Here is a 20,386-nt window from a genome sequence, read left to right as displayed (position 1 = left end):
CTTAGCCAGCAAAATTGGTCACTCGGCAGGTGGGCGCCAGCCGGTCTGATCCATGGCCAACATGACCAAGGCAACAAGGCGCGGGACCTGTACAGGGTTAGTTTTTCGCTCAAATTCAGAAACGCGGATCGCTGAGCCGTAGCCCAAGAGCGCGGCAAGCTCAGCTTGATTGAAACCGAGCCGCTTGCGGATATCTTTGAATTCTTCCCGTGTCATTACGCTGCCCGAAGATAGTCCATGCCGTACACATTGCACATCACGTCCAGATCGTCAGCAACTTCCTGCGCCTGCATGATCAACATGAAAGCCTTGTGTTTGGAAACTTCGCGGTAAACTTCATTGTCGACGCGCACGTCGAAGGCAAAGACCTTGCAGTCACGGTCGAAGCGGCGGGTAACGTTTACTTTGATTGCTGCGGTGCTGTCGGTCATTTGCTTGCTCCCTGTTGATGATTAGAAACTAACGGATATCCGTTAGTTGCACAAGAGGGAAAATGCAATGGACGACAAACAATTCACCCGCCGACTTGGTAGGTCGACGGGTGAGCAGCGGTGGTGGCGCTTAATCCAGCCGCAAAAGCGCGACTAGGCCTCCTCGGTAATAAAGGACCGGGTGCTGCCCGAAGGCGCACACCGGCAAGTTGGCCGACCTCCATGTCGTAAGGCCAGCTGGGAAAGTGGAGCCCCTGGCCCGATTCGAACGGGCGTCATCCTCTACGGTTTCGCGGGGGTAGAAGACCCAGGCCGATACAAGGGCAGAGAATTTATTTCTTCTTGCGCTCCTTCATCCAAACCTCCCTCAGGACGTCCAGACGCGCCTCAATCTCCTCAAGCCTTTCACCAGCGAGATCGGCCGTAGCGGCTATGGCGCCGAGTGCCACAGTGCTCGCGGGGTCCGCGCCTTGCGCAGCGATTGATATCAGATGAACAACCTTGCGGACTTCACCGAGCAAAATAGTAGCGTCATCCAAAGCGAGTGGGCCGGGGTCAAAGTTATAGGTCATGACCGAGCCTCCGCACGCATCGCAGCCCACTCATCATCACGGAACTTGAAGAGTTCGCGAACCGCTATCGCTGCCGCTTCTTCCTCATCACAGATGATCCCGTGCGGATCCTCAATGAGCATGGCAGCAAAGCGAAACTTCCCAGCAATGTCAGCCTCGGTCTTCACCGGTGCTTTAATAACCGCCCGCCGCACAATGCCCGCCGCTTCGGTTATGTGGTCCATGGCGTCGTCAGGCATGTTGCCAACGCGACTGCCAATCGTGTCGAGCTCGATATAAAGGCGGGTCATGCGGGATATGAACGATTCTGGGATGCCTTCGGCGTTCGCCGGTAATGCGTCGTTTACCATATTCTAGATCCCTTATTGATTAATTTAGCTCATTGAGATAACTATTAATCAATGAGGTTAATACGTCAAGCGGAAATATTCACAATGAGCGAATTTAATCAAGTTTCGGGCAAACAAATTGCGGCGGCACGTGCGTTGCTTGGCATTGGTCAAGTCGAGCTTGCTGGAAAGGCGAACATTTCGGCGCCTACCCTACGCAGAATGGAGGCGAGCGAAGGCGGGGTGTCGGGCATGACCAACAACGTAGCGGCCGTGGTCCAAGCTCTCCTTGATCTGGGAATTATTTTCATACCGTCGAACGGCAACGGCCCGGGCGTGCGGTTGCGCGATCGCGCTTGACCTACGCACACGATACTGGCTAACCTATCTTCGCGGCCACCAAGCGCACCACCACCACCACATGAGGAGACGACAAAACGCTTTCGGCATTCTGCCGGCGGCAGGTCGCTCCTTTGCGGAAGGGTTGAGCAATGCGTGACGCAAACTTAAAGGGCCTGGCCACGGTCAAGAAGACTCTCGCCAGCGGCAAGACCGTCTACTACTGCTATGCGTGGCGCGGTGGGCCGCTGCTAAAGAACGACAAAGGCGAGCCGATCCAGCCCGGCGATCCTCTTCTCGATGGCGCCTTCAAGCTAGCCCACGAGCAGCGCAGAGCGCCCTCACCTATCAACCTATCGACGCTTATAACGCTCTATCGCGGCTCTTCTGATTTTCGCCGAACCGAGCTCAGCACGCGTAACGAATACGATCGTTATCTCGATAAGATCCGAATGCAGTTCGGTGGCCTATCGCTTGAGGAGCTACAGCGGCCGCCGACGCGCGGCGCGTTTAAGGAATGGCGGGATTCTTTCGCGAGCACCCCAAGGACGGCGGACTTTGCGTGGATGATTTTGGTTCGTGTGCTGTCATTTGCAAAAGACCGAGGAATGATCTCGGTCAACATCGCAGAACGAGGCGGCCGACTGTACCGCTCGACGAGACGCGATCAGACGTGGGCTGACGCCGACGTAGCGGCTTTCGAGGCCGTGGCGCCTGTCTACATGCGTTTAGCCATTCAGTTGGCGTTGTGGACCGGTCAGCGCAAAGGAGACCTTCTGCGGCTCTCCTGGAGCGATTTTGACGGTTCCAATTTGCGGTTCACTCAGTCCAAAACGAAGGCACGCGTTTTGGTGCCCATGGGTCCCCTCGCTGAGGTTCTCCGCTCACAGGTCGGTAGTGGCGCTATCCTGCGAAACAGCCGCGGCGCAGCCTGGACAAGCGACGGGTTCAATACCTCTTGGAGAAAGTGTTGCGCGAAGGCTGGCATCACTGACCTCACCTTCCATGACCTTCGTGGAACGGCGATCACGAGGATGGCGCTGGCTGGCTGCACGGTGCCAGAGATCGCCGCAGTTACCGGCCACAGCTTGAAGGATGTCGAGGCCATACTCGATATGCACTATCTGGGAGGGCGTGCTGAGCTCGCAGCGAGTGCGATGCGGAAGATGATTCAGGGGCAAAGGGTGCCTGCCGGTGTTCACACTGGGGCCTCCTCTACACGCTGAAGCACCAAAGAAGAGATTCACACCCTTGGAAGAAAGACTTGGTCAGCGATTCCGTCTAGGTCGCCTAACACACGCTTCACCCTCTCATGGTCGATGTCCGCGCTGATCCCAACTTGACCCGACCACTCCCAGAGAAGCGATAAGAACACTTTAGTTACAACCTCATAGTTTTGATTAAGGTTGCCTAAGAAGCGCTCCATTCGATCTAGACCTTCCTTGGACTTGTAATCAAAGCCGCCCATTCGCCCCAAATCGTGAATAAGGATGTTGCGGTCCTCGAGATAAGCCTCCAGCACTTCTTCGAAATCGGGAGAAAGCGCTGTCCGCTGTTTCATGACGGTTATTAGTCGCCCAAGTGTAGCTTTGCGCAGGCGTTTTTTGTCCCTCATTAAGCCGTCAAGCGTGAGAAATTGGCCATCAGGAAGAGCGAGCTGCAAGGACGTGTTGATGAGGTCTTCCGTCTGCTGCATTCCAACGACCAAGAAACCTATGACCCGAAGGATCGAGTCTCGGCGCTTGACGAAGCTGGTCGATGCTACAGGCATTTTGACGCCCCCCCTTTTCGTCGGCGATGACCTTAACTGACAGTCGCTTGATAGTGCCGCCCTGAATAAAACACAACTATCGTGCGGCAACCCATCCAAGGCAATTGGCCGGTCTGACTTGACTCCTCCTCAATGCGGAACATAATAAGAACATCGCCAGCACGAAGGGCGCGTGCTTCCCGAGCTAAATATGCGGCTGTTGGACCTCTGAAAAAGGAGAATGAGAACGTGCGCCCAGAAAGACGAGAACCCGAAGCCGATCCGGTGGACCACATCATTGCATGGCACGATGGAGATAGCCGAGCCGCCATTGAGACGCTCATGGAGGACATTCTGCATCTGAGGATGCAACTCGCTCTGGCAACGGCTGCAATGGGCCGAGGCTTTACGAGGGGATGGATGCCGGAAGCAGATCGAGATGCCAGGTGAAGGAGCGTATTGGCTGTCGGATTACGGCGGCGAGCCTGTCGGAGTTTTATGCGAGGATTGCGAGCTTCTCAAATTCATCTGCTCGGGAGAGCTTATGATCGAATATGGCGACCACTCAATGCCATCCCTGCTCAACAAGATAGCAAAAGACATAATCAAATGCCCCCGTCCCTTCGAAGGATTTTCGGATCGATGCAGACTTAGATACCACGCCCGCGCACGCAGCCTCATCGAAACATTGAAACAAGCGCCGCCGACGGCCGTTAAGGTCAAGGAAATACGGAACTGGGAGATTGTCGTTGCCAAGTGCAACTACTGCGGTCACGTTTCGAATATCCAGCATTGGCAACTGAACCGCGTGGCTAAAACCGATACCACCGTCGACGATATTGCCAAGCGGCTAAAGTGCAAAAGGTGCAACACCAAGGGTGACGTCAAAATCACCATAGCCAAGATGCCGAGGTGAGCATGTGTAATTTGTACCGTGTGAAGACCAATCAGGAATCTATCCGCGACATCGTGGGAACCATGCAGGAGCGGCTTAATCTGGAACCAGACGTTGAGGTCTATCCAGATCGGCCGGCGCCAGTGGTGCGCAACGGTGACGCCGGACGGGAGTTGATCGGCCTGACGTGGGGCATGCCCTCGCCGCAGTTCGTCACGCAAGGCAAGCCTGACACCGGCGTGACCAACATCCGCAACGTCACTTCACCGCACTGGCGGCGCTGGCTTAGGCCTGAGAGCAGATGCGTGGTGCCTTGGACGACCTTTTGCGAATGGGAAGACACCAAACCCCGTAAGACGAAGCGCTGGTTTGCGACCAACGAGGAAACACCCCTCGCCTTCTTCGCCGGCATCTGGACGGACTGGCATGGCGTTCGGGGATCGATGAAGAACCCGCGCGAAGGCGATCATCAGCTTTTTGCGTTCTTGACGACCGACCCGAACGGCATTGTTAAGCCGATCCACCCGAAGGCCATGCCGGTAATTCTGACAAACAAAGATGAAATTGAGACATGGCTTACGGCGCCATGGGAGGAAGCGAAAGTACTTCAGCGGCCATTGCCTGACGACAGCCTTGTGCTGCTGCCAGTTGAGGAAGAAAGGCCGCAACAGGATCTATTTGGATAGGAGGCAAACATGCGCATTCGTCCATACTTGCTTGAAAAACATGGCGTATACGCAAAATTCCCGCTGAATGAAGGCGACTTCGTGGGCGCAACGAAAGCCAGCCACGACGACCTTGATCCGCGCATCCTCGATGAAGTCGACCGTGACTCTGACCTCACATCCTTCACCGGTTACTTTGCCACAGAACTACTCGCTGACGATGACGATATACCGACAGGCGCAAGAACGGAGATTTTGTTCAGCCAGCGCAAGGGGATCGCTGCCATCCTATACGACCACCCTAACATTTCAGACGCATTCATCGAATGGGTCTTTTGTTCCTCCGCTGAGGATGCTTTGGACAAATGGAAAAAGAAAGTTCGCTGGCCGTTGATTGAAACATCTAACGAGCCCATAGACATCACTGGAACCACCACCATATGAGCGACCAATCCAAAAACAGCGACGGCATTCACGAGAATCACTATTGCGAGCATCCTGGCTGCAAGAAATGGGGCGGCTTCGGGTATTCTCGATCGAAGGCCGAGAAGTCATCCTGGCATTGCTGGGCGCATTATCCACATAAGGAGCCACTACAATGATAACCCGCATTTCCCGCCAGAAGAACGCGGAACAACGGTTGGCAATGGCCCTTCGCCAGTTAAACGATGCCATCAAAGAAGTTCACAAGACAGGCCTCGACGTCGATATCAGCACCCTGATGATGCATACATCTCGTGGCCCAATGACGCAGGTAAATCTAAAGACGTTCAGAGCTGAAGGTGCGCCGCCGGTGCTGTGTGTGGTGGAATAGGTAATTTTTTCGGAACCGATTTTCAGGTCGCGAGTTTTTAAGGCCGGACGGAACCTTTCCCCCTCCGCCCATTGCTCCTAGTGCCCTTTAGTCGGCGCGATTAGAACCCTCCCCGCCGGGGGGTTTCTTTTTAGGTGAGCTCGAATATCGCCCATCGGTCTGACGGGCATGAAGCTGCGGAACAATATCAAGTGACTGGTCGTTGATATCGAAATTCTTTGAACGCATGCCGGGAATTTCGCTATGCCGCGGTACTTTTTCCACGTCCGAGACGCTGAAGGGCTTTCCGTGGATATGGAGGGTGCAATTCTCTCTACTGATGAGCAGGCCAGACATGAGGCCGTGCAAGCCGCGAGAGAAATGCTCTCAGAAAAAATCCTCAAGGACGAAGTCGTAGATGGCAGCTCATTTGAAGTTATTCGCGGCGACGGCCATTTGATCGCGAGAATCCCCCTTAAATCTGTTATGCGCTTTAAGTAAATTCGGCGCATCCTCACACTCGACCATATAGAATTCACACATAGACTCTTCGCTTGTCGCGTGTTCTCATTTGAAGAGGAGAGAACATAGTGCAGGTGGGAGGGATGAACGTATGCCTAGGGGGCTTATTTCAGAGTTGGAGCAAGCGGCGTCCGAAGTATCTAGCCTCACTTCACATCAAGTGAGAACACTGCTGAATAGAACCATTAATATGGTCCAACGACTTCATGAGGAAATACCGGGCGAACCGATCAATCGTGATTTGATGAGCTATCTCCGCACCGCATCTATGGAGACCGGCCGGCTCTCCGAAGATGAAAAGGTGCACGTACTGCTTGATGCAGCAGAAGGTATACGAATGCTATTGTCGAAGCGACCAACGAGCTTAGGAGAGCTGAGACGGACGAGTTGAAGCGGTAGCTAGAAGGGGCCGAAGCCGCGCCCAGCAAACCATAACGGTTCTTATTAGCGCTATCGAGGTGCTTTTAATGTTCTCGAGTCGTGCCAGACCAAACAAAAACCCGCTTACCTCTCGGCAAGCGGGTTGAATCAGGCTCCCCGCGTCGCGCGCGGCTTTGATTGATTTTCGACGATGCGATCCACGCGCAACGTCATCTTGTCGACGGCATCCTTCACGGCACCGATAGCGCCCATGATCTGCTCAGTCTGTTCGCGAAGGCCGGACTTTGAGACGTAGGTTTCCGCCACATGCAGGCGGTGAGCCGCGAGCTCTTCCCTTGCAAGGGACGCCATTGCCGACGCCGCAGATGCCGCGCCAGACGCCTCCATCTTTGCGGCACTGATCTTCGCATCGACGTACTTCCAGAGGCCGAAGAGGAAACCGAACAGCAGCACGAAAAACCCGCCGACAGCCATAATTTCAGGGCCGGTCATGGCTTCACCCCGCAAAGCTTTTGCAGCTTCTCATTCTCGGTGAGGATTTGCCGCTTCGTTTCACTCGTCAGGCTATCCTCAAAGGAAGGACGCACCGGTCGCGCGATGTCGCAGTAATTACCGCTTGTCGCGCATCCACTGAGCAAGACGACGATCAACATCATCGTCGCCAAGATTTTTGATTTCATGTTCGACGTCCCCGGCCTTCTTGATAGCCTTGGCATTTGCCGCAGCCTGCTCGTCCTTTGCTGCGGTGCGCCCTGCCCGCTGGCCATACAAAAAGACGCCCGCGAGGATCGCGAGCGCCGTGCCGATTGCGGCTAGGTAGCCGTTAAGCTTGGCGATGATCATCAAACCACCACCTCCTTTCCGCGCCAGCTATTCCAGCGGCGCGCGATCACATCGCGGTTGCGGTAGGCCACGTAGACGACCACGGCGACAAGCACGCCTGCGGCGATCCAGCCCCATGGGAGGCCAGCAGTGAAGGCGAGCAATCCAGAACCAGCCGCAGAGCTTGCGCCCTTTGTAACCACGTCCTTGGCCGCGCCTGCGTCGCGACGAAGCTGTGCGATGGTGGCAGGGCCGATGATGCCGTCAGCGATAAGGTGCGGGTGTGCCTTCTGATAGGCGATTACGGCAGCCTTGGTCTTCTCGCCCATCCAGCCGTCGATCGCGCCGGGATTGAGGCCAGCAGTCGTGAGCAGCTCCTGCGCTTCCTTCACAACTGGATCCGGTAGCACCGGCGGTTCCGCCGTCACTTCTTTCGTCACGCCAACGCCGGTATAGATGCCCTTCTCGAATAGAAGCGCCTCTTCCTTGCGACGGCGCACGAGGCCAGGCAGTTTCTTGCCTTTCGCAGTGTTGTAGTTGCTTGCGAGATGAGCGGCGGCCTTGTGGATCTGGCCTTTGCGCCAGAGATCAGCCCACGTCCAGTTCATCGCGCCGACGCCGAGATTGAACGTCACGGATGCAGCGGCGTCCAGCTCATGCTGTTTGCGATTCTCGGGCGAACCAGCGACGACTGCTGGCACATATTCGGCGGCTAGAACAGCGTCGAGGATGACATCGCTCTGCGATGCGGTGATCTTAGTCTTACCTGGGACAAGCTTCGTGATGCCGATCTTGGCCAGTTCGCGGCGAACTGAATCGCTGCGCATCGTGAAGCCCGTACCGATCGTCGGAATACCGACAGGGTCGAGATAGCAGGTAAGTGGATTGCCCTCGTGCAGGCGCACGAAAGCCCTCCCCTGTGTGGAGATTTTGGTGATTGGCATTTGGGAGTCCTGATTTTTACGGGTTGTTTCTCGCCCCAGAGCAGAGGCGAGTCGTTCATCTGCGGTTCATGCGGCCGAGGCCACCTTGCGCGTGGTCGCTCCGCCCAGCGACCTGACAGAGGCCCGCAGCCGCCCCCCGGCCCTGCGGGCCTCTATTTTTTCGGTCGCGAAAAGTTGATCATCGCGAACCCCTGAGAACAAAGGCTTCTCTGAATGACGGGTAACTTCTGAGATTGCAGGCATGTGGCGACGGTTTTAAAAACGCCGCCGTCGCGCGTCCCCTGAAACAGGCCGCGACATTGGGGTCCGCTGCTTGGCGGAGCGGCGGGCCTCTCCCAAAGGTTTCTGTTGACGGCTCACGGGCCCCCAACGACACTGCGCCGCCGTGGCATCCCGATCGCCACGGCGTGGAGGCCTGGCGCTTACGAGGAGCGACTGGCCTCCACCTCATGGAACGATTTCAAATGTCGCGCATTGTATGCCGCTGTGCAGTGTATCTTGTTCACAGCACTGAGGCTCGCGCTCAACACCCCCCAGCCACCGTGCGAGCCTCTTTTAGCATTCCGATCCTGACCGCCAGATACGCTACCGTCGAAGCGGAAGGTTGTCGTAGACGTACATTAAGGCACGCGCACCGATCTCATTCCTGATGATGGCGGGCTCGCTGAAAATCAGCCAGATGAGATAGACCAAACCGCCAACAAATGTAGTGCAGCCAACAGCCAGAACGGCAATACCGAGATACAAAAGCGCCAAATGACCCATGTTCATCTTTGTGCCGCCGACAGGGTTGGATAGCCGACATATTAGCTATGGCGACGATCGATTTTCAAGGTGCTTACCGGCCAAGCGATGATCACTGCGCGGATGGCGCAAGGATTCGCGCCGCTACAAGGTCGAGAGCAACAATAAAAGGTGCCGCCGAAGCGAGCCCTTTTTGTCATCAGTTTTGTGTATCACTCCCCGAAGAGCGCCTTGGCCGCATCACGCAACCGCTCAGGCAACCGTCGCTTCACTGGCGGAGGCACAGGATCGGGGATCATCTGCGGCTCTTCCGATTCCCAGAAGGAATTGTCCCAATTCGGTGGTCCAAACGCGATGATGTCATGATTGTCGCCCCATCCGCGTTCTTGATAGTGGTGAACGCGAACGCCGGGGATCTTGAAGATAATCTCCAGAAGCGTGCTTGGCCGAGTGACTGAAAGGCCATAGCTGCCTTCAATGAAGTCGTGCGACTGGCTGGGGTGATAGTCGGTGTACCCGTAGCCGGTCCTGAGATACTGATCCATGATCACGGCCCATCGGTCTTTGTCGACGTATGGGGTATGGTAGTGGAGCTTCGGAGCAAACCGGCCATGGAAGGTGGCCACAATAATCCCGTTCTCGGTCAATTGCTTCGACATAAACGTAAGCCACTTCTCCGTGATTTCACGCGAGGTATGGGTAAACAGGCTGCCGATCCAGATCAGGTCGTATTTGGTGTCAAATTCAACAGCGGTTAGGTCTTCTTGAGACATTATGGGTCTGGCGTCAAAGTTGCTGGCACAGAACTCAACGCCTTCCTTATCCAGATCGCATGCGTCTATGCTTGCCTCCGGGAACAGAGCTTTTAGATGCCGAAGTACCCTGCCGTGACCACAGGGCATGTCCAGGACAGTTTTTACTTCAGTTAGTCGACTGGAATAAACGGCGGCGACAATTGCCTCCACCGCGGACGCACCAACCCAAATATAATTTGGACCAGCCATTGTGTCAGTCGGGGACATTGTTCCGTCCACGTCCGAGACGTCATAGGAGAGCATCTGCTTGATCAATCCAATCGGCTTCAACCACTGGGAGGGATCTTTAGGGTCGATTTCTGCCATGGCGCACCTTACAAACTGTAGTTGCATGCAATTCGACTTCTATCGATCTATCCTATCTTGCGTTGTATGTCGACAATGAGAAAGGATGTGGCTCTGCTCTATGTGTTTAAGCCATGACCGCTTCCGCCCACATGGCGTCAATCTGCGCTTCAGTTAGACCGAGCGCAGCAAGCGCTGCTGTACCTCGCGTACAGCCGTCATCGAAGTTCTCCTGATGGTTTTTATAGACGACGGGTTACGCTACCGGCCAAGCGATGGGCGCAATTTCGGTCAGAAACTGCTCTACGGTCGGCTGTGGCCGCTGGCCTGCCTGCAGCTTTGCAAGCTCACCGTAAGCGTAGAACCAGACGTTATCTCGCCATGCGACGAATGCTTGCGCCTCTGCCGCCCACTTCGGTTTCGTAGACGCCGTGTAGGAAGCCAACGTCACACCATCGCGGAACTGACGCTCACGAGCGGTGCTGTCGACAAGGTTCTGGATGGCGTTTTCGTAGTCGGTGATGCGGACTGGATTGAGGAAAGCCAGGACTTCCTGATTGTCTTCCGACAGCGCTTCTTCGGCTATACCTTCTTGGAAATTCGAGTAAATGCCGTTGATTTCCCCGTCGCCATTTCGCTGAACGAAGACTCTCACGACTGACCCCTTTTATCGATCCAGCCTTTTGTTTGGAACTGGTTCACAGTTAAAGACCCAGAAAGAATAGCAACAAGGAACTGAATCTGAGAGGCGGTATTTGTGAAAATGCCGCTCGTTACGGTTGCTGAGTCGGTTTCCCCGGCAGCAACAGTGATAACTGTTGACTGCGTTGAATCTCCGGCGTTCGCTACCTGCGTTTGTGACTGTCCCGCTGCACCTTGCTGCTGAACAATAGTAAACTTTGGCTGAACAACGATCCCAGGCGGCACGGAAATTGTCAAAAGCGTCGATGCCTGCGCGGCTGTGCTGCTGCGGTCCTGAATAAAGCTGACATAATCAAAGTGATCTTCCCTTTGCCGCAACTGAGAGAGAGAACCGCTGATGCGCGGCCAACTCGCAACGCGCCTATAGTGCGTAAAGCCTGCCGGATAGTTGGGCTGGGATGTTGGGTTCAATGACTTCGAGAATCCCCGTGAAAACGTAGTGCCGTTGCTGATAATGAAGCAGTGCCACCAACCGTCACTGATTGCGGAATCGAACCGGCCACCATTGCCTGTGCCGTATGCAACATCAAGCTGCGCGGTACCGGCGGCGTGCGCCATCAAGATCGGGTTCGCAACTTCGCTCGCCACAATGCCAGCAGGGAAATCAATATCGTTCGCTGCGTCGCTCGCATTGTTCCCAAGATTGAAGCCGGGCGATATGTAGCCTGCAATTGGAACCCCGCCGATGGCCGCCTTCAGTTCGGCTTGCGTTGCCTTTCTGCCTGCCTTACCCGTAGTGTCGGCAAACGCAACAATGTCCCCAGCAGCGACGCCACCAGCAGGACCGGTGAAATCACCCGTACCGCTCCCATCCGTGCCCTTGCGGGCCAGCAAGCGCCAGTAGGCGTTACTCTCGGCCGGCAGAACAGGCGGGGCGTTGCCGGTGGTCGACTGAAGCGCAAGCCACGTCGAGCCGTTGTTGAGGACGATGTCATTTGTCTCGTAGGCAGTCGCGCCGCTGTAGGTGCCGCGATCAACAACACCAGCAGAGCCAGATCGTGTGAACAGTATCCACTGTGTGTTTTCGGTGGTTGGTAACGTCGGAGGCGCGTTGCCTGTCGTGCCTACCTTCGCATACCAAGTCGACCCGCCATACTGCACGATGTCACGCACAACGTATGCAGTTCCCGCGCTGTAGTTTCCCCGCCACGTTACGCCCGCAGGACCGGCAGGACCGGTAATGTAAGACGGTGCGCTCCAGTCACCCGACGTTGCCGAATTCTTGAAATAAAGCGCAGACCGGCCATCTCCGATATCAATCACAAGGACAGCAAAGCCCGCAGCAGCGCCATTGTAAGCCGCCCTGCCCGCGAGGTTCGCTACGAACGCATCGTACTCGACGCCCTGAACCAGCGCTGCTTTGTTGATCGTGCTGAAGACGCCGGGACCGATACCGATCAGGAGGTCATCAGTCCCAACGGACGTTTCAGCGATGCTGGACAGATTGCCGCCACTCAGGCTCAGCATCAGCCGCCGCATTGTTTCGACGGCAACGATTGTCGGGTTCGTCAACTCGATCTTGTAAGGCGCGTCCGTCTGAGCAGGACCGGGCCAATCATCGGAAAGCAACAGCTCTGTGTCACTGATGATCTGCTCAATAACGATCGGGCGGCCAACGTGAATGCCGTACTTGTCGCCATCTTTGATTGGCGTCATGCCCGCAACAGGAGTGAGCCAGCCTGTATCTGTCCCGATGACAGTGCGGGAACCAACAGCCACCGTCGTCAATCCGTCGCCGTACCATGTGATGTTAGCCATTGGCGGGGTCTCCTTCGCCTTCACCGCGCGCAACGCGCAGATCGGCCTCAAGACCGTTGATCTTGTCGAGAAGGATTTGGTTTTCCTGCTTCTGCATCGAAAGATGCTGAGAGAGCAGCAGAGTGCGCTGCTTTAAGAAGCCTTCGCGCACTTCTGCCTCGTGCAAGGCGACGAGAGCGTCGACTTGCATATGATTGCCGGTTGTCATGGGATTTCCTTGTAACTAGCGCCGAAGAACCATGGCGATGAGGCGTGCTGAGGTTGTTAGGTTTACCGGTGCGAACCTGCTTATTCTGAACGTGGTTTGCGTCCTTCCCGAAGGGGGAACGAAAATACGGAAAGATGAAGCTGACACGATATCGCCATTGTTAACGCCAGGGTTTACCGACCCGATAGAACCGATAACGCCCCCGTCGGTATCATTGTTTATGTCGTAGCGAATTTGCGCGCCGATCTGGTTATTTGCGGTGACGAGTTCGCTGGAATAAAAAAGGTATATCCTCGGAGCCCCGGTGCCATGGTTCACAACCAAGCTCTGCGGCGTACTGCCAGACTGCGAAACTTCAAACGCATCTGAAATAGCACCAGAAGCAATATTCGACGTTCCAACCTGAAGGTTGCCGATATAGGCCTCCTCAATGTTGACGTTCCCCAACACCGAAGTGAATGCCGACAGCTTGTTGACCCTGATGTCGTTAGCGTAAAGCACCCCGTCCTGAACAACGAATGGCTGCTTTATGACCGACATATCGCCGCTGGCAATGACGAATTGGTCAGCGAAGCCAACCAAACGTGTTGGGCTAGACGGGTTTGCGGGAACATCCAACAATAGTGCTGCAGAACGATATTGACCGTCGTTGACAGCTGCCGTCACGCCGTATCGAGCCGCATAGCCTGCCGGTGTGGCTAAAGCCGCGAAGGCGATATTGACTGAAGCACTATTTCCGCCCAGTGCAGCCGTAAGTGTTTCGACCTTGCCAGCTACGGCCATCGTTTCGTTAACAGCTAGCTGGATATCTTCGCGATATTCAGCTCGGGCCGCGCCCAGCTCGACAGAAAGCTCCCTGGCGAGATTTCGGGTGTCCTTGTAGGCAACCGTCGCCATTTCCATCTGCGATGCTATGAGGCCGTCAATGGCATCCTGTGCGGTACGCGTGCTGTTGCGGAGCCAGCCAAGAGCCTCACCTATGCCGGTGAGATCGATATCGACGAACACATCCTTATCGGAAAGCAGAATGTTAGGCGTGATGACCGGGATGAACCCAGACCACAAAACCGGCCTGTCGCCACCAGGAATGTAACGCCCGCGAACAACGTAGCCTTCGTTCGGCAAAAGGCTCTGAGAGATGAGCATCGAACCCACCTGCGGCTGGTCCGTTCGGCCTTCAGACACCTTCTCCAGCGACGCCTGTAATCTGACCTCGTATTCGATGCCAATCACGTCATCGAGGCGACCATCGCTGTTATCCCACGTCAGCCGGATGGCAGGTCGCCTATCGTCACCCGCCGCGTCTTTGATTGTGGCGGGCTCAGCGAACCAATCAACAATCGCCTGTGGCGATGGGCGAATTACCCCGATCTGCCCGTCAACAGGAGGCTGGAAATCAGCCCCCGTGTTCCAATCGTAGTCGGTCGGATCAACCTCGGTGATATCGATCATAACATCGAGATTGGCCCGATCTGCGACGCCATCGAGGCGCATCAGTTTCGCGATGTAACCGTTGCGCTCCGACGTCCACGAGAACACCGTGCCCGGTGTCGCGTAAGCCCAGAAGCGCGGAGGCAGAACAATCGTGTGCCTGCGGAAACGCCTGGCCTCTTCAAGGGCAGACCGTATCAGCCGCTGCACCTGCTCCGCGTAAGGAACGAAGTTCAGGTCGACGTCGGCCATAAGACGGCGATTGCCGTCTATCGCTTCAAGGTCAGTCCGGTAGAGCGGCGGCGCCGTCTTTGATACCCATCCGTCTTGCGGAGAAGGATAGTTGGCTGAAACGCCGTTGATGGTGTCCGCCAATCCAAGGAACGGCGTGAATTCCTGCTCTTCAGTGGACAGGATATCGTCGTCGGTGAATGCGATAACCGGAGCATCCGGAGCGCCAGAATGCAGGTAATAGACGCCACCAACTTCCGAGATCTTGCCTTGGCAGGCCGTGAGCAACGCCTCAACGGCAGACGTCAGCGGAGCCTCGACCTGAACTTCCCCACCGCTCCGATAGGTGTTGACCCAGCCCGTCGATTCCAGCGTGCCTGCGCGGTGCTTCTCGATCTGAGCAATCCACGCCAAAGCAGGGAGGCGGGCCGCCGCCATGTTCTGCAAGCCGTAAAACCACTGGCCGTTATAGCTGATGCCGCGCAGCAGATTGTAGATCTGCACCGCCGGCAGAAAGTCGCCGTCGCCGCCCCAAGTCGCCGGATCTGCATAGCGCTGGCCACCTACACCGCCAACGGTGCTGTCGCGAGATGGATCGTACAGGCGCATACCTTCCAGCACGAACTTGAAGGACGGCACGCCGGAGAACATGTTCTTGGAAACGCGAGCCGTGACGATCGCGTAAGCAACACCCCTACCGATACGGTCAGGGTTCCACCATCTGTTGCCGTTCGATACTGACGTGAACAGGAAGCTGTCGGCAGTCGTCTGGGTGCCATCGTAGAACTTGACCCAGAGACTGTCCGGATACTCGTTGACCGCGTAGCCGCGATCGGTGAGGCCGCCGAGCGTGACGCGCTCGCCGTTGACCCAGACTTCAGCAAGGCCACGTATCGGCATATCCGAAAGCGCAATTACCTGCGTCAGATAGGCGTTCGGTGTGTCACCATCCTGCCCCCACGTATTGACGAACACGAGAGAGCCAGCAGTCGCAGTACGACCGAGGATAAAGGAGCGCGAGATATCGCCGCCGCCTTGCAGTGTGCCGTTGATCGAGAATGTCGGGTCTTTGGTCTTGCCCGCCAAAGACTGCGCGAGCAGACTGACGCCGACGCCAACTGCCGTCTTAAGCAGAAAGGATCCAAAAGCGCCGAGGCCGCCAATAAAGCCCGAGACAGCCGATACCGCGCCGGATATCGCGGTCGCGATACCAGAAAAAATAGCCATCGATTTTCCTTGGGATGCGCCGTGCGCGCGCCAGCCGCTAAAGCGGCTTCATGAAGTGTGTTTCGACGGCGCTGTAGCCGCGCCGCTCGTAAAGGCTGGAAACGTCATTGGTTGCCAACGATGCCATGCCGACGGAGACGCAGCCGACTGAGCGCGCCCACGCTTCGTAAGCGTCGAGCATCCCGATCGCGCCGCGCCCGCGCGCCTCTGGCGACACGAACCAGACCGTTTCCTTGGCAATGCGGCCAGCACCGAACGGGTGATCAAAAGCACAAGCCATCAGCACGCCCTGCGCAGGGTTGCCGGTTACAAGAACGCACGCCAACGGCGAAGCCATATGCTGCTGAAAAAGTCGATCGGCATAAGCTGCCTGAAATGCAAAAGTGAAGCCGGCCGCTTCATGGCTCTCCTGTAAGAGCGCGACCACGCGGTCGCGGTCCTTAGGTGTGGCGGGGCGGACGTCCATCAGAAGATCCCAAGAAATTTCTTGCGCTTCGGCTGCGTTGCGACCTTGCCCTTTTCGGAACCCCAGAAGAATTCCCACTCGGACGAGGTGTCAGCGTCTGTGTAGAATGCATCACCTGCCTGCCGCAGAACCTGCGTGGCATGGCTGCGCGTCGACGGATTGGAGCGCGTCATCTCCTGAGTATGGCTTGCGCAGACCATCGTCACGCTGCCCTCCTCGTTTTCGCTTGGCGTCGTGATGGTGACTGTGTCGACAAAGCCTACGAAACGGCACTCTGCCGGCGCGACCATCTGGCGGCTATCCGGATCGAACAAGCCGCGGTAGATCTCGACGCGAGCCTGTTTACAGTCGTATAGGCGGACCAACGTCTGAACGTGCTCGCTAACCTGAGACAGGCGGATGTTGACGTTCTGCACCGACAGATTGGCGACGAGCGGAATGTCATCGATCTGGACCAGTGTGCCGGATCCGTACCAGTCACGCGTGACAGGCAAGCCCGTGTCTGGATGAACGACAGCGGCAGACACGTTGCCGACGTCCGACCACATGCCATCGGTGACCGGCGCGCCAGTTGCCCGATCGCGCGCGACAAACCAGAGGAAGTCACGCGCCACCAGCTGCCGCGCCTCAAGCGCAGCAAGGTTTTCTGCTGAGATGTTTCTCATTGATTTCCCGTTGGGATCTGGCACCAAAAATCCACCTGAGGTGGCCTAGACACAGACTTAAAGTTGAGCATTAATCCCGCCGTCACTGGGGGATTTCATGAAGTACTTTTTTCTAGCCATTGCGGCTTTGACGCTCACCGCATGCCAGACCCAAACGCCTACGGAATGGAAAGCGCAGAGGGCCATTGAAGACGGCGCCGATCGCTACTGCCGCACCACGAAAGGGAAGGAGCAGTTTGCTACGTGTTACGAGCGAGAAGTTCGCGGCCGTAAAAAATTCTATGACGGCATCATGGCTCGTTACGCCCATGTGCAACCGCGTTGAGATTTTGCTCCGGAGATTTCATGAAGTACTTAATTGTCGCGCTATTGGCCGCGTGCCTGACTGCCTGCCAACAAGGTCCCATCGTAAAGTCAGAGCCGTTCGATTGGAAAAAAGCGGTCAACAGGAATGCTGAGCGCGCTTGCCGTGAGAAGAAGGGAACCGAGCTGTATGCGAAGTGCTTTGATCGTGAAGTGGCCAAGGGCACGCGTGAATCGAAAATGATCGCGGCGCATTTCGGGGTGAAAATTCAATGACTACCTGTTCTCAATAGCCTGAAACGTAACCGTGCCACGACCCGTGGCCATGTCGGCAGTCGTCGAGATCGACCCCGGAACGATAGCCATGATGCAGGATGGCTTTGCCAACGTTGCGGCAACAGGCGCCACCACACCGGGCCACAGATGAGGGCGCACTTCAAACTGCGTCGTCACGCCACCGCCGCTAGCAGTCACTGACTCCATGACCATATGCAGGTCTTTGTCGCCTATCTGGATGTAATCGCCGACCGTGACTTTGTAGCCAGCGGGCAAGCCCGAGAGTGAAATAGCCTTGCGGTTCGATGCAATGGTTGCCACCTGGGCAACGCCGTTGAAAGCACCGCCTGTTGGCCAACTGCCGTTAGGATACGCAACCGGAAAACAGCGTGACTTCGGGAAGGCTCGGAAAGTCTTGAGGCCGTTCTCCAGACTTGTTAGCCGCGCACGCCAGTAATCCAGTTCGTTCGGCTTCATCGATCGCGATTGTGCCGTCATCTGCCAGAGCGGAGACCCCAAATCCTTGACAATCGTCTGGCCACCAGCTGTACGCGACTGCTCTTGCCGCCAAAGCAGGTTGAACTCGGTCGACCAGCCTGGGAACTCATCGAAGAAGGAAGTTGGGAGCGGGTATGTGATTGTCATTGTGTATCCGCCTTGAGTGGCCGCAAAGGAACAAAGCTCGCAACCGCGCATTTCCCCCGGCGCAATCAACAACCGGAGGAAATCCCATGAAATCGCTTGCAGACATTTTCGAGCACACGCTTCAGGACGTCTACTACGCAGAGAACGCCATTACGAAGGCGCTGCCGAAGGTAGCTAAGGCAGCCCAGAGCGCCGAGTTGAGGAAGGCCGCCGAAGATCATCTCGCGGAGACAAAAGACCAGATCAAAAAACTCGATCAGGTCTTTAAATCCATTGGCAAGAAAGCCTCCGGTGAAAAGTGTGACGCGATTGAAGGCTTGATCAAGGAAGCCGACAGTCTCATGAAAGAGGCAGAAGGTACCGCGCTAGACGCTGGCCTTCTGGCCGCCTGCCAAGCTGTCGAGCACTATGAAATCGCCCGATATGGTTCGCTGCGCGAATGGGCTAAGGATCTCGGCCACGATGAAGCGCACAAGATTCTCAGCGAAATCCTTGACCAGGAAAAAGCTACCAACAACAAGCTCACCAACCTTGCTGTTACGTCGATCAACAAGACGTCGGGCGCGAAGAAGGCTGCTTAAGATAGTTTGCAAAGGCCTCCCATTTTAAGGGAGGCCTTTTCTTCTGCCCAAAGATATCATCCCAACTTCACGTTTCGTTTTTGAGCCGATCGGACGGCAGCTTCGACGCGGCCCTGCATTTCTGCACCCTGCTTCGCGACAACCTTTTCCAGCCTGGCCACCGCAGCAGCATCAGCACCCCGCGCGTCAATGACGGGCGCGTAGTTGACCTTCACTGCGTTGTCGTTGGCTGGCCTTAGTGAGGGGATTGTCGGGACGGAGACGCCTACTGCGCCGCCGTTGGCGTAGCCTTTGAGATTGCGCCGCATTGCCTCCATCGCGGCGGGGCCGCCGGCAGCTTGAACCGCAGCCTTGTCAAAGACGTACTCGCCTTTATGAACGACACCCGCCGGCTGGTATTTGCCACCGTCGCCGGTATAGCCGCCTTCTGCAAAGCCAGAAAACAGCTTCGTAAGCCATCCGCCACTACCCGCCTGAGCAACTACCATCGCCCGAGATGCCTGCTGGACGCTCAGACCCAAAGCTGTGCCGTTGCGCGCAGCTACCAATGCCGTCTGCGCATACTGTAGATTTGCAGCTGCTGATGCCTGTATCGCTTGAGCAGATGCCAGAGCGGTACGCGCGCTCTCGACGGATGCAACACGCTGAGCCGTATTGGCGGCAACCATCTTGTACGTAGCTGCAACTGCCGCATTCGCAGCATTACCTGCGTAGTTCACAAGGAACGCGCCAGCCATGATAATCGCGGCATCGGCGACGGCACCAATGTTGTTGGATAGAAGGCCGAGGGCTTCGTTTAGCTTTGCAGATGCGCCGAATGCAGAGTCTGATCCGCCGACATACTCCATCATCTGGTTTTTCAGCCGGGTGAAGGCGTCACCGATGGTAGCGTTAGTCGCTGCGAACTGAGCTTCGATTGGTTTTTGTGCATTCAGGATTGCCTTAAAAACTCGGTCAGAGGTCAATTTTCCCTCGGCGCCGAGCTCTTTCAGCCCAGAGATTGTGGTCTTAAATTCCTTCGCAATCGCATCCGCGAGGATCGGGGCGTTTTCTCTAAGTGATCGAAGCTCGTCGCCCTGAAGAACACCGGATCCGAGTGCCTGTCCCAACTGCAGGATACCCGCTGCTTGCTCCGAAGCAGCCGCACCTCCTGCTTTAAATGCCTTTGCAACAACGCTTGTCGCAGTCGCAATTTCGTTCTCATTCTTGGCGACATTAGATGCAGATCGAATAAGACGCGCATAAAGGTCGGCATAGTCACCGAACGCTGATCTCGCTTCGTTTGCGCCATCCTTCAGCTGCGAAAGAGATCGCGCCTGCACACCCGCAGACTGGGCTGCTGCGTTAATCTTGTTGCCAGCCTCCGTCCATGCGTCCGCATATTGCGCAATTTCACGCGTGCCGAGTGCGGTTCCAATGCCTGCAACAGATCCAGTCAGCAGTCCGCGAAACGATGCATTAATGTTGGAATTCATCTTCTCAAACCGGCTCTCGATAGCCCGAGCCTGCCGGTTGGTGATCCCCTGCGCACGATTTAGCGCGTTCTGATAGCCCTTTACGTCAGCAGAAAGCTGAACGACAAGGCGTTCCAAGTCTGTTGCCATTT

Annotated in this window: 28 protein-coding genes; 10 read left to right on the top strand and 18 right to left on the bottom strand. The window is 56.1% G+C overall.

All coding sequences use genetic code 11. The annotated features are described in order from the left end of the window. Positions 1-18 precede the first annotated feature (18 nt). From ACQZ63_RS19430 to ACQZ63_RS19415, 4 genes are all read right to left on the bottom strand, one after another. Positions 19-216: a helix-turn-helix domain-containing protein gene (locus ACQZ63_RS19430; RefSeq protein WP_448799379.1), complete on the bottom strand. Its 198-nt coding sequence runs from the start codon at positions 214-216 to the stop codon at positions 19-21. Next, complete coding sequence (locus tag ACQZ63_RS19425) at positions 216-431, bottom strand: hypothetical protein (protein ID WP_448799378.1); 216 nt, start codon at positions 429-431, stop codon at positions 216-218. Before ACQZ63_RS19425 ends, ACQZ63_RS19430 begins: the two co-directional genes overlap by 1 nt. A gap of 332 nt (positions 432-763) precedes the next feature. Beyond that, positions 764-1,003, bottom strand: a complete 240-nt coding sequence (locus tag ACQZ63_RS19420) for a hypothetical protein (protein WP_265613830.1) — start codon at positions 1,001-1,003, stop codon at positions 764-766. Continuing rightward, positions 1,000-1,353 carry a hypothetical protein gene (locus ACQZ63_RS19415; protein ID WP_448799377.1) on the bottom strand — a complete coding sequence of 118 codons (354 nt, stop codon included), beginning with the start codon at positions 1,351-1,353 and terminating at the stop codon, positions 1,000-1,002. Before ACQZ63_RS19415 ends, ACQZ63_RS19420 begins: the two co-directional genes overlap by 4 nt. A gap of 84 nt (positions 1,354-1,437) precedes the next feature. On the opposite strand from ACQZ63_RS19415, the gene ACQZ63_RS19410 reads away from it, so the two are divergent. Continuing rightward, positions 1,438-1,692 (top strand): helix-turn-helix domain-containing protein, encoded by a 255-nt coding sequence (locus tag ACQZ63_RS19410; protein ID WP_448799376.1) that lies wholly within the window; start codon positions 1,438-1,440, stop codon positions 1,690-1,692. Between the two features lie 131 nt (positions 1,693-1,823). Then, complete coding sequence (locus tag ACQZ63_RS19405; RefSeq protein WP_448799375.1) at positions 1,824-2,897, top strand: tyrosine-type recombinase/integrase; 1,074 nt, start codon at positions 1,824-1,826, stop codon at positions 2,895-2,897. Between the two features lie 17 nt (positions 2,898-2,914). Here ACQZ63_RS19405 and ACQZ63_RS19400 read toward each other — a convergent pair whose 3' ends face one another. Then, positions 2,915-3,442 (bottom strand): hypothetical protein, encoded by a 528-nt coding sequence (locus tag ACQZ63_RS19400; RefSeq protein WP_112355511.1) that lies wholly within the window; start codon positions 3,440-3,442, stop codon positions 2,915-2,917. Between the two features lie 418 nt (positions 3,443-3,860). On the opposite strand from ACQZ63_RS19400, the gene ACQZ63_RS19395 reads away from it, so the two are divergent. The 5 genes from ACQZ63_RS19395 (at position 3,861) to ACQZ63_RS19375 (ending at position 6,275) form a co-directional block, all read left to right on the top strand. Further along, positions 3,861-4,337: a hypothetical protein gene (locus tag ACQZ63_RS19395; protein ID WP_112752414.1), complete on the top strand. Its 477-nt coding sequence runs from the start codon at positions 3,861-3,863 to the stop codon at positions 4,335-4,337. Between the two features lie 2 nt (positions 4,338-4,339). Further along, a complete protein-coding gene (locus ACQZ63_RS19390; protein WP_448799374.1) occupies positions 4,340-5,002 on the top strand; it encodes an SOS response-associated peptidase in 663 nt (220 codons plus the stop codon). A 9-nt stretch (positions 5,003-5,011) separates the two neighbouring features. Beyond that, positions 5,012-5,425, top strand: coding sequence for a hypothetical protein (locus ACQZ63_RS19385; protein WP_448799373.1), 414 nt, complete (start codon positions 5,012-5,014; stop codon positions 5,423-5,425). A gap of 154 nt (positions 5,426-5,579) precedes the next feature. Further along, positions 5,580-5,795, top strand: coding sequence for a hypothetical protein (locus ACQZ63_RS19380; protein ID WP_448799372.1), 216 nt, complete (start codon positions 5,580-5,582; stop codon positions 5,793-5,795). A 243-nt stretch (positions 5,796-6,038) separates the two neighbouring features. Further along, positions 6,039-6,275, top strand: a complete 237-nt coding sequence (locus ACQZ63_RS19375; protein WP_025593740.1) for a DUF6894 family protein — start codon at positions 6,039-6,041, stop codon at positions 6,273-6,275. Between the two features lie 549 nt (positions 6,276-6,824). On the opposite strand, the gene ACQZ63_RS19370 is transcribed toward ACQZ63_RS19375, so the two are convergent. From ACQZ63_RS19370 to ACQZ63_RS19320, 11 genes are all read right to left on the bottom strand, one after another. Beyond that, positions 6,825-7,169 (bottom strand): hypothetical protein, encoded by a 345-nt coding sequence (locus ACQZ63_RS19370; protein ID WP_112501895.1) that lies wholly within the window; start codon positions 7,167-7,169, stop codon positions 6,825-6,827. Positions 7,170-7,286: 117 nt separating this feature from the next. Further along, positions 7,287-7,520: a hypothetical protein gene (locus ACQZ63_RS19365; protein WP_448799371.1), complete on the bottom strand. Its 234-nt coding sequence runs from the start codon at positions 7,518-7,520 to the stop codon at positions 7,287-7,289. Then, a complete protein-coding gene (locus tag ACQZ63_RS19360) occupies positions 7,520-8,443 on the bottom strand; it encodes a glycoside hydrolase family protein (RefSeq protein ID WP_448799370.1) in 924 nt (307 codons plus the stop codon). Before ACQZ63_RS19360 ends, ACQZ63_RS19365 begins: the two co-directional genes overlap by 1 nt. 585 nt (positions 8,444-9,028) lie before the next feature. Further along, on the bottom strand, positions 9,029-9,214 hold the full coding sequence (locus ACQZ63_RS19355; RefSeq protein ID WP_448799369.1) for a hypothetical protein: 186 nt from the start codon (positions 9,212-9,214) through the stop codon (positions 9,029-9,031). A gap of 185 nt (positions 9,215-9,399) precedes the next feature. Continuing rightward, the gene (locus tag ACQZ63_RS19350) at positions 9,400-10,308 is read right to left on the bottom strand and encodes a class I SAM-dependent methyltransferase (RefSeq protein ID WP_448799368.1); all 909 of its coding nucleotides are present in this window, start codon (positions 10,306-10,308) and stop codon (positions 9,400-9,402) included. 235 nt (positions 10,309-10,543) lie between these two features. Beyond that, positions 10,544-10,942 (bottom strand): hypothetical protein, encoded by a 399-nt coding sequence (locus tag ACQZ63_RS19345; RefSeq protein ID WP_448799367.1) that lies wholly within the window; start codon positions 10,940-10,942, stop codon positions 10,544-10,546. Next, on the bottom strand, positions 10,939-12,747 hold the full coding sequence (locus ACQZ63_RS19340) for a hypothetical protein (RefSeq protein WP_448799366.1): 1,809 nt from the start codon (positions 12,745-12,747) through the stop codon (positions 10,939-10,941). The genes ACQZ63_RS19345 and ACQZ63_RS19340 overlap by 4 nt, the downstream gene beginning before the upstream one ends. Beyond that, entirely contained in the window at positions 12,740-12,955 is a 216-nt protein-coding gene (locus ACQZ63_RS19335; protein WP_112752419.1) for a hypothetical protein, read from the bottom strand. The genes ACQZ63_RS19340 and ACQZ63_RS19335 overlap by 8 nt, the downstream gene beginning before the upstream one ends. A 15-nt stretch (positions 12,956-12,970) precedes the next feature. Beyond that, complete coding sequence (locus ACQZ63_RS19330) at positions 12,971-15,844, bottom strand: phage tail protein (RefSeq protein WP_448799365.1); 2,874 nt, start codon at positions 15,842-15,844, stop codon at positions 12,971-12,973. A 37-nt stretch (positions 15,845-15,881) separates the two neighbouring features. Further along, positions 15,882-16,310, bottom strand: a complete 429-nt coding sequence (locus tag ACQZ63_RS19325) for an N-acetyltransferase family protein (protein ID WP_448799364.1) — start codon at positions 16,308-16,310, stop codon at positions 15,882-15,884. Continuing rightward, positions 16,310-16,975 (bottom strand): hypothetical protein, encoded by a 666-nt coding sequence (locus ACQZ63_RS19320; protein ID WP_060641798.1) that lies wholly within the window; start codon positions 16,973-16,975, stop codon positions 16,310-16,312. The genes ACQZ63_RS19325 and ACQZ63_RS19320 overlap by 1 nt, the downstream gene beginning before the upstream one ends. A 97-nt stretch (positions 16,976-17,072) precedes the next feature. Here ACQZ63_RS19320 and ACQZ63_RS19315 point away from each other — a divergent pair, with 97 nt between their 5' ends. Both ACQZ63_RS19315 and ACQZ63_RS19310 read left to right on the top strand, forming a co-directional pair. After that, complete coding sequence (locus tag ACQZ63_RS19315) at positions 17,073-17,300, top strand: hypothetical protein (protein ID WP_019567280.1); 228 nt, start codon at positions 17,073-17,075, stop codon at positions 17,298-17,300. Between the two features lie 20 nt (positions 17,301-17,320). Then, positions 17,321-17,554, top strand: coding sequence for a hypothetical protein (locus ACQZ63_RS19310; RefSeq protein WP_112357360.1), 234 nt, complete (start codon positions 17,321-17,323; stop codon positions 17,552-17,554). Here ACQZ63_RS19310 and ACQZ63_RS19305 read toward each other — a convergent pair whose 3' ends face one another. Beyond that, the gene (locus ACQZ63_RS19305) at positions 17,555-18,199 is read right to left on the bottom strand and encodes a hypothetical protein (RefSeq protein WP_448799363.1); all 645 of its coding nucleotides are present in this window, start codon (positions 18,197-18,199) and stop codon (positions 17,555-17,557) included. Between the two features lie 86 nt (positions 18,200-18,285). Between ACQZ63_RS19305 and ACQZ63_RS19300 the strand changes: the two genes are divergently transcribed. Next, positions 18,286-18,780 carry a YciE/YciF ferroxidase family protein gene (locus tag ACQZ63_RS19300; RefSeq protein WP_448799362.1) on the top strand — a complete coding sequence of 165 codons (495 nt, stop codon included), beginning with the start codon at positions 18,286-18,288 and terminating at the stop codon, positions 18,778-18,780. A 56-nt stretch (positions 18,781-18,836) separates the two neighbouring features. Here ACQZ63_RS19300 and ACQZ63_RS19295 read toward each other — a convergent pair whose 3' ends face one another. Then, complete coding sequence (locus ACQZ63_RS19295) at positions 18,837-20,384, bottom strand: tape measure protein (RefSeq protein WP_448799361.1); 1,548 nt, start codon at positions 20,382-20,384, stop codon at positions 18,837-18,839. Positions 20,385-20,386: the final 2 nt, after the last annotated feature.

It is taken from the genome of Agrobacterium sp. CG160-95 (assembly GCF_053521725.1).
The sequence above is the reverse complement of the archived record's forward strand: the minus strand, read 5'-3'. Positions and strand labels throughout refer to the sequence as shown.